Source organism: Amycolatopsis sp. NPDC004625 (genome assembly GCF_040609695.1).
GTDB lineage: Bacteria > Actinomycetota > Actinomycetes > Mycobacteriales > Pseudonocardiaceae > Amycolatopsis.
This window is the reverse complement of record NZ_JBEXKX010000021.1, coordinates 1-6,855: the sequence shown is the minus strand read 5'-3', so window position 1 is coordinate 6,855 and position 6,855 is coordinate 1. Positions and strand designations below refer to the sequence as shown.

At 75.1% G+C, this 6,855-nt stretch carries 7 protein-coding genes; 1 reads left to right on the top strand and 6 read right to left on the bottom strand.

Annotated elements, in window-relative coordinates; genetic code table 11:
• The 3 genes from ABZW17_RS24020 to ABZW17_RS24010 all read right to left on the bottom strand — a co-directional run.
• On the bottom strand, window positions 1-681 hold a 681-nt coding region (locus ABZW17_RS24020; RefSeq protein ID WP_354818157.1), incomplete at its 3' end, for an NAD(P)H-binding protein.
• A 77-nt stretch (window positions 682-758) separates the two neighbouring features.
• Entirely contained in the window at window positions 759-2,096 is a 1,338-nt protein-coding gene (locus ABZW17_RS24015) for an alpha/beta hydrolase (RefSeq protein ID WP_354818154.1), read from the bottom strand.
• Complete coding sequence (locus ABZW17_RS24010; protein ID WP_354818151.1) at window positions 2,093-3,403, bottom strand: MFS transporter; 1,311 nt, start codon at window positions 3,401-3,403, stop codon at window positions 2,093-2,095. Before ABZW17_RS24010 ends, ABZW17_RS24015 begins: the two co-directional genes overlap by 4 nt.
• A gap of 156 nt (window positions 3,404-3,559) precedes the next feature.
• On the opposite strand from ABZW17_RS24010, the gene ABZW17_RS24005 reads away from it, so the two are divergent.
• Window positions 3,560-4,369, top strand: coding sequence for a PaaX family transcriptional regulator C-terminal domain-containing protein (locus ABZW17_RS24005; protein WP_354818148.1), 810 nt, complete (start codon window positions 3,560-3,562; stop codon window positions 4,367-4,369).
• Here the strand turns inward: ABZW17_RS24005 and ABZW17_RS24000 are convergent.
• Genes ABZW17_RS24000 through ABZW17_RS23990 form a run of 3 tightly spaced genes read right to left on the bottom strand, consistent with a single transcriptional unit; the run spans window position 4,366 to window position 6,673 of the window.
• Window positions 4,366-5,208: a 3-hydroxyacyl-CoA dehydrogenase family protein gene (locus ABZW17_RS24000; RefSeq protein ID WP_354818145.1), complete on the bottom strand. Its 843-nt coding sequence runs from the start codon at window positions 5,206-5,208 to the stop codon at window positions 4,366-4,368. The two genes, ABZW17_RS24005 and ABZW17_RS24000, sit on opposite strands and share 4 nt — an antisense overlap.
• Window positions 5,205-6,227, bottom strand: a complete 1,023-nt coding sequence (locus tag ABZW17_RS23995) for an HAD-IIIC family phosphatase (RefSeq protein ID WP_354818142.1) — start codon at window positions 6,225-6,227, stop codon at window positions 5,205-5,207. Before ABZW17_RS23995 ends, ABZW17_RS24000 begins: the two co-directional genes overlap by 4 nt.
• Window positions 6,224-6,673, bottom strand: a complete 450-nt coding sequence (locus ABZW17_RS23990; protein ID WP_354818139.1) for an acyl-CoA dehydrogenase family protein — start codon at window positions 6,671-6,673, stop codon at window positions 6,224-6,226. The genes ABZW17_RS23995 and ABZW17_RS23990 overlap by 4 nt, the downstream gene beginning before the upstream one ends.
• Window positions 6,674-6,855 lie beyond the last annotated feature (182 nt).

The window sequence follows — 6,855 nt, the reverse complement described above, 5'->3', positions numbered from 1 at the left end:
CCCGGCCCGGCCCCCCCCCCCGCGCCCCCCGGCGGGGGGGGGGGGGTGTTTCTTTGTGGCCCCAACACACCCCCAACAACCCCCCCCCCACCACCGGGGCAGCGGCACGGCCACCGCCCCGGTGAAGCGCGGCGTCTCGGCCTCGTCGAGCATCGCCGCCGCGACCGTCTCGCGGCTGATCGTCGCCGTGAGGTCGAACGGGGGTGCCGCGTCCAGCCCCACCGTGCGCCGGCTCGCGCTTTCCGGGCCGTCGTCGAGCATCCCGGCGTGGAACACCGTGCCGCCCGCCGCGAGGATCGTGCCGTCGGCTTCCACCTTGTCGGCGAGCCGGTCGCCCAGCACCTTCGCGAGCACTTCGGACCCGGGGCTCGCGGACGGGCCCGTCCCGAACGCCCCGAGCCAGATGATCCGCCGGGGCCCGGCCGCGACGACGGCCTTGGCGCCGGCCGTGAGCACGCCGGCCCGGTCCGTGCCGAGCGCGGACAGGACCACCGAGTCCGGCCCGATGACGGCCGCGAGGCTCGCGGCGTCTTCGACGTCTCCCGCCACCAGCTGCGCGCCGGGGACCGCGATGCGCCCGGGGTCACGGGCGATCGCGGTCACGATGTGCCCGCGCTGCACGGCTTTCCGCGTCAACGCGAGCCCGGTCCGGCCCGAGGCCGCGAGGATCGTGAGGTTCATACCGGCCACGCTAGGGACGCCGCCGCGGTACTTCAAATGCCGAGTCCGCAACGGACGGTTTACCGGAACGCAAGGGGTCAGTGGCGGGCCCCGGTCAGCGGCGCCGGGGTGTAGCGGAGGTAGCGCCCGGGGGCACCGAGGGCGGCCGCGGCCGCGTTGAGCCGTTCGGGCCGCAGGTCGGGCCAGTGGCCGGTTTCGACGCGCGACTCGAGGGCGTGCAGGGCGGCGATGGTCTCCGACGGCTGGAAGGCGCAGTGCCCGGCTGCGTCGACGAAAGCCTGGCGCAGCAACGATTCCCGGCCCGCGGCGCGGACCCGGTGGGCGTACCGGTTCTCCTGTTCGACCGGCACCAGGTGATCCGCGACCGTGTGGACGGTCAGTTCGGGCACCCGCAGCCGGCCGGTCGCCGCCGAGGTCCGGGCGAGCGTGGCGACGGCGCCGGGATCGGCCGTGACGTCCGCGTGCCGGGTCAGCTCGGCGAGGTCGGTGTCGAGGTCGAGCCCGGCCGCGCGGTACAGCGCCCGGACCTGGCGGGCCAGCGGGCTGCCGGCCAGCAGCGCGCGGTAGTCCACACCCGCGTCGGCCGCGCTGTTCCCGCCCGCGGCGAGTTCGATCTGGTAGCGGCCGGACAGGACGAAACCGAGCACGAACTGCGTCAGGGCCAGCTGCTGTTGCTGCTCCTGGCCCGCGTAGTCGGCGGGGCCGGGCGGGGCGGTCCCGGTCAGCCACGGCGGCGTGTTCATGAGCGCGGCCCCGAGCGCGGTCCGGGCCCGGCCGGCCGCGGAGCCCTGGGCGTCGGCGACGATCTTCGTCAGGGCCGCCCCGGCCGCGCTCGCCTCGTCGGCGCTCGCGTACCGGACGAGCTTCACCGACTGCGCGGGCGCGAGCAGCCGGGAAAGCGCATACTCGCCGTCGAGCTGGTAGTCGTTGAGGTTCAGCGCGCCGGCCACCAGGCCGCACGTGGTGAGCACGCCGTCGAGCCGCGGGTGGCCGGACTCGCCTTCGAGCGCGCTGACGAGCCCGCCCATCGACGTGCCCCACGCGATGGTCCGGCGGGGCTCGCCGATCCGGTGCGCGAGCTCGCCGAGCGAGGCGAACTGGTCGTGCACGGCCGAGCCGAGGGCCCACCACGACGGGCCGCTGTAGGACGAGCCGACCAGCGCGTACCCGGCGTCGAGCAGCGCCTGCCCGGTCGCGGCGTCCGGCGCGTTCTGCGCCACGAGCGGGCCGAAGCCTTGGCTGTAGAGGATGACGGTCCCGTTCCAGGCCGGCGGCACGTCGGCCACCCAGCTCGCGCCGTCCGGCAGCTGCCCGGTGTAGTGCACGGCGGTGGCGGCGTGCGCCGGACCGGCGGTGGTCAGGCCGAACGCGGTCAGCGTCGCCGCGAAGAGCGCGCCGAGGCGGCGGAGGCTCATGCCCGGTTTCCTTCCGGTCGCGCGGGTTCGGGTGCCGTCACGTCCGGGCTCAGGTCGCGGCGGTGGGTTTCCCGCAGCGCCAGCACGCAGACGGCGGACAGCAGGCAGAACGCGGCGATCGTCCACGACACCGGGGTGGTCGACGGGCCGTTGGCGCGCTGGAGCTCCGCGAAGATCAGCGGCGCGAACCCGGCGCCGAGCCCGGCGAGCTGGTAGCCCAGCGACGCGCCGGTGTACCGGTTCCCGGTGGTGAACAGCTCCGTGTACAGCGCGGCGAGCGGGCCGTACATCATCGGGTGGACGACGCCCTGCCCGATCACCAGCGCGAGCACGAGCAGCAGCCCGCTTCCGCTGCGCACCATGGGGAACAACGCGAACCCGAACGCCGCCATCACGACCGCGCCGGCCAGCACGACCGGCCGGCGGCCGATCCGGTCGGACAGCGCCGACCACAGCAGGATGCCCGCCACCGCGCACGCCGACGACAGCGTGAGCGCGTTCAGCACCTCCTGCCGCGGGTGCCCGTGCTGGACGCCGTAGGCGAGCACGAACGTGGTCAGCGTGGCCTGGACGACGAACGCGGCGAGGCCGACGCCGACGCCGAGCAGCAGCACCCGCGGGTGGTCCCGCAGGACGGCGACGACCGGGATCCGCCGGCGTTCTTCCTTGCGGGCGGCCAGGAACGCGGGGGTCTCCTCGACCCGCGACCGCACGAACAGGCCGACCGCGAGCAGGACGATGCTGAGCAGGAACGGGATCCGCCAGCCCCAGGCGAGGAAGTCGGCCTCGGAGGTGAGCGCGGCGGTACCGGACATGACGAGCGTCGACACGACCATGCCGCTCGGCGCGCCGGCGTTGGTGAAGCCGGCCCACAGGCCGCGGCGGGACCGCGCGTGCTCGGCGGACATCAGCACCGCGCCGCCCCACTCGCCGCCGACCGAGATGCCCTGCACCACCCGGAGCAGGACCAGGCCGAGGGGCGCGACCGGCCCGATCTGGTCGTAGCCGGGCAGGAGGCCGATGAGGAAGCTCGACACGCCCATCAGGGTCATGGTCAGCACGAGCATCCGCTTGCGGCCCAGGCGGTCGCCGAAGTGCCCGAAGAGCAGGCCGCCGAGCGGGCGGGCGAGGTAGCCGGTGGTGAACGTGCCGAAGCTGGCCACCGTGGCCAGCGCCGGATCGAGGTCGGCGAAGAAGACCTTGCCGAAGACCACCGCGCTGGCCGTGGCGTAGAGGAGGAAGTCGTAGTACTCGATCAGGCTGCCGAGGAAGCTGGACGCGACCGCTCTGCGGAGCTGCGTGCTCATGGGGCTCACCCTCGTCGGTGGGGGCGGTGCGGCGGGAGCAGGTTCGTCCGCGGGCGGACGACGGGGGACCGGGCCCCAACGTTAGTCAGAGCCATGACGGCCGTCAACATTCTGCACAACATCAAATGAGCCCGGCCCGGGGTTACGCTGACGCTCGTGGCGCACCTCGACGAGACCGGCTCCGGACCCCGCCCGAAGTCCGTCATGCTCACGTTCCTGGGCATCCACCTGCTCGGCCGTCCCGCGGCGATCTATTCGGGCAGCGTGATCGACGTGTTCGGCCGGGTCGGCGTCTCCGAGGAGGCGGTCCGGTCGACGCTGACCCGCATGGCGGGCACCGGGTTGCTGACGCGCCACCGCCACGGGCGGAAGGTCCACTTCGGCCTGAGCGAGCGCCTCGCCGCGGTCCTCGAAGACGGCCGCCGGCGCATCTGGGAGACGGGCGCGGTCAACCGGTCCGCGGGCGGCGGCTGGACCCTGGTCGCGTTTTCCCTCCCGGACACCCGCCGCGGCGACCGCCACGACCTCCGCCGCCAGCTGACGTGGGCGGGCTTCGGCCTGCTGCAGAACGGGTTGTGGGTCGCCCCGGGCCCCCGCGACGTCACGGCGATCGTGGAGCAGCTCGGCCTCGACGGGCACGTCACGGTCTTCTCGGCCCAGCCGGCCGAGCCCGCATCTTTGGTGGACAAGGCGTTCGACACGGCGACGATCGCCTCGCGCTACCAGGACTTCCTGGAGAAGTGGGACGCGGGCAAGCCGACGTTCCCGGACGACCTGACCCACCAGCTGATGCTGCACACGGACTGGCTCCACGTGGTCCGCCGCGACCCGCACCTGCCGGCCGAGCACCTGCCCCGCGACTGGCCGGCGATCCAGGCGGAGACGGTGTTCCGCAAGCTCGACGAAGACCTGCGCGACGGGGCGGCCGCGCTGGCCGCGGAGACACTGGAACTGCTGCCGATCTAGGTCGCCGGGTAGGTGTGCAGGCCCCGGCCCGTCTTGCGGCCCAGCCGGCCGGCCTCGACCAGGTCGGTCAGCAGCGGGCACGGACGGTACATCGGGTTGCCCGTGCAGTCCAGCAGGACCACCAGCGTGTCCAGGATGACGTCGAGCCCGATGAGGTCGGCCGTGCGCAGCGGGCCCATTGCGTGGCCGAAACAGTTCTCGAAGACCTCGTCGACGGTGAGCGCGTCGGCGATGCCGTCGCCGACCGTTGCGATCGCCTCGTTGATCGTTGCCATCAGCACGCGGTTGGCGACGAAACCCGGGCCGTCGGCGACCACGATCGCGCGTTTGCCGATGGCCGCCAGCAGGTCCGTCGTCGCGTCGAGGGTTGCGGTGCCGGTCGCTTCCGCGCGGACCACCTCGACCGTGTCCTTGAGCGGGGCCGGGTTCATGAAGTGCGTGCCGATCACCCGGTCCGCGCGGGCCGTGGCGGCGGCGAGCCGGCCGATCGGCACCGCGGACGTGCAGGACGCGAGGACCGTCCCGGCGGGACACAGCCGGTCCAGCTCGCCGAACAGGCTTTCCTTCACCCGCAACCGTTCCGCGGCGCACTCCACGACGAACTCGCTGCCGCCGAGGTCGCCGAGCCGGCCGGTCCAGCGGATCCGGTCCGCCACCCCGGCCGGCGGCCGGGCCCCGCCCAGCAGCGCGGCCATCCGCAGCCCGGCGCGGACGCGGTCCGGCCCGCGGGCGAGCGCCCCCGGATCCCGATCCGCGACGACGACGTCGTGCCCCGCCGCGGCGAAGCACTGCGCCACGCCGGTGCCCATCACGCCTGCGCCCACCACGCCGATCTTCACCGGTTCCTCCCGTCGACGATCCGGACGTGCCCGGGCGCGACCGGTGGCGGTCGCCGCGGGTCGAAGACGAGGCGGCCTTCGGGACCGGGCTCGAACCCGGCGAACCGCAGCGTCACCAGCATGATCCGGTTGGCGTCGGTGGGGACGAACCGGGCGACCGGCCGCCGTCCTCGCGCGAGGACGTCCCGCACCAGGTGGCCGAGCAGGACCGTGCCGATGCCGCGGTTGAGCACCCGGCACGACGTCAGCAGCAGCTCCAGGACGACGTCGGGACCGGCTTCGCGCAGCACGGCGAGCCCGACGGTGCCGTGCGCGCCGAACCGGTCGGCCACGTCCGCGACGAGCACCTCGTGCCCTCGCGACGCGCACAGCTCGCGCAGCTGCCCGGCGTCGAGGGTGCGGCCGGTGGTGTTGAGCTGGTGGGTGCGGAGGGTGAGTTCGTGCGCGCGGGCGAAGTCGGCCTCGGCGGCCGCGCGCACGGTCATCGTGAGCCCGAGCGAGGCGAGGAACTCCGAGGGTGGGCCGGGGAACGCGCGTTCCGCCGCGGCGCGGTCCCGTTCGGTGAGGTACCGGTGCCGACGGAGGCGGGCCTCGTCGGTCACCTGCTCGGGCCGGAACTCGGCCAGCGCCGCGAGTTCGCCGACCCGCTCGGCGGGGTAGCAGCGCACCATCGGCAGCGCGGCGGCGACTTCGGCGCGCTCGGCCGGGTCGTTGTCGGCGAAGGCGACGGTGTCCAGGCCGATGCCGAGGTCCGCGGCGATGCGGCGGATCGACGCGGACTTCTCGCCCCAGCCGACCTCGAACGCGCAGAACAGGTCGGTCAGGCCGTGTTCGGCCAGGTGCCCGGCGGCGCGCGCGAGCTCGCCGCGGCCCGCCACCGCGTGCAGGATGCCCCGGCGGTCCAGCGTGTGCAGCGCGTCGAGCGCGGCGGGGAACGGGCGCGGCCGGTCGCCTTCGAGCACGACGCCGTCCCAGAGCGTGTCGTCCAGGTCCCAGACCAGGCACTTGACCGTCTTCACGGCCGCCACCGCAACGCGTACCCGCCGAGCTGCTGTTCGGCGACCTCGTCGGCGCCTTCGATGATCCGCATGACCTTGGCGTCGCGGAAGAACCGGCCCACCGGGCTGTCCGCCGCGCAGCCGGCCGCGCCGAGGACCTGCCCGGCCCGGTCGGCGACCGCCGCCGCCGCGCCGGCCGCGACGTACTTGGCCAGCACGGTCCCGGCCACGGCGCCCGGATCGCCGCCCGCCCGCAGGGCGGCCGCGCGGGCGCACACCTCGCGCGCGGCCGTGACGTCGGCGAGGCTGCGGCCGAGCAGGGCGCGCACCGCCTGATGCCCGGCGAGCCGCGTGCCGCCCTGGACGCGGTCCGCGGCGTGCCCGGCGGCCGTGCGCAGGCACGTCTCCGCCAGGCCGACGCAACCCCAGGCGACGGTGAACCGGCCGTGGTCCAACGCCGTCGCCACGACGTGCGACAGCCCGAACCCCGGCGGGGCGAGCAGGTTCCCGGCCGGGACGGTGACGTCGTCGAACCGGACGTGGGGGGGCGGGGGCGCCCCCCGGGGCCCCGGGGCCCCCCCCCCCCCCCCCCCCCCCCCCCGCCCGCCCGGCGCGGCCGGCGCCGGGCCCGGGGGGCCCCCGGGCCGGG

Coding starts and splice junctions, on each gene's coding strand:
- ABZW17_RS24015 (WP_354818154.1), bottom strand. CDS start 2,096: ATGAGCCTCCGCCGCCTCGGCGCGCTCTTCGCGGCGACGCTGACCGCG.
- ABZW17_RS24010 (WP_354818151.1), bottom strand. CDS start 3,403: ATGAGCACGCAGCTCCGCAGAGCGGTCGCGTCCAGCTTCCTCGGCAGC.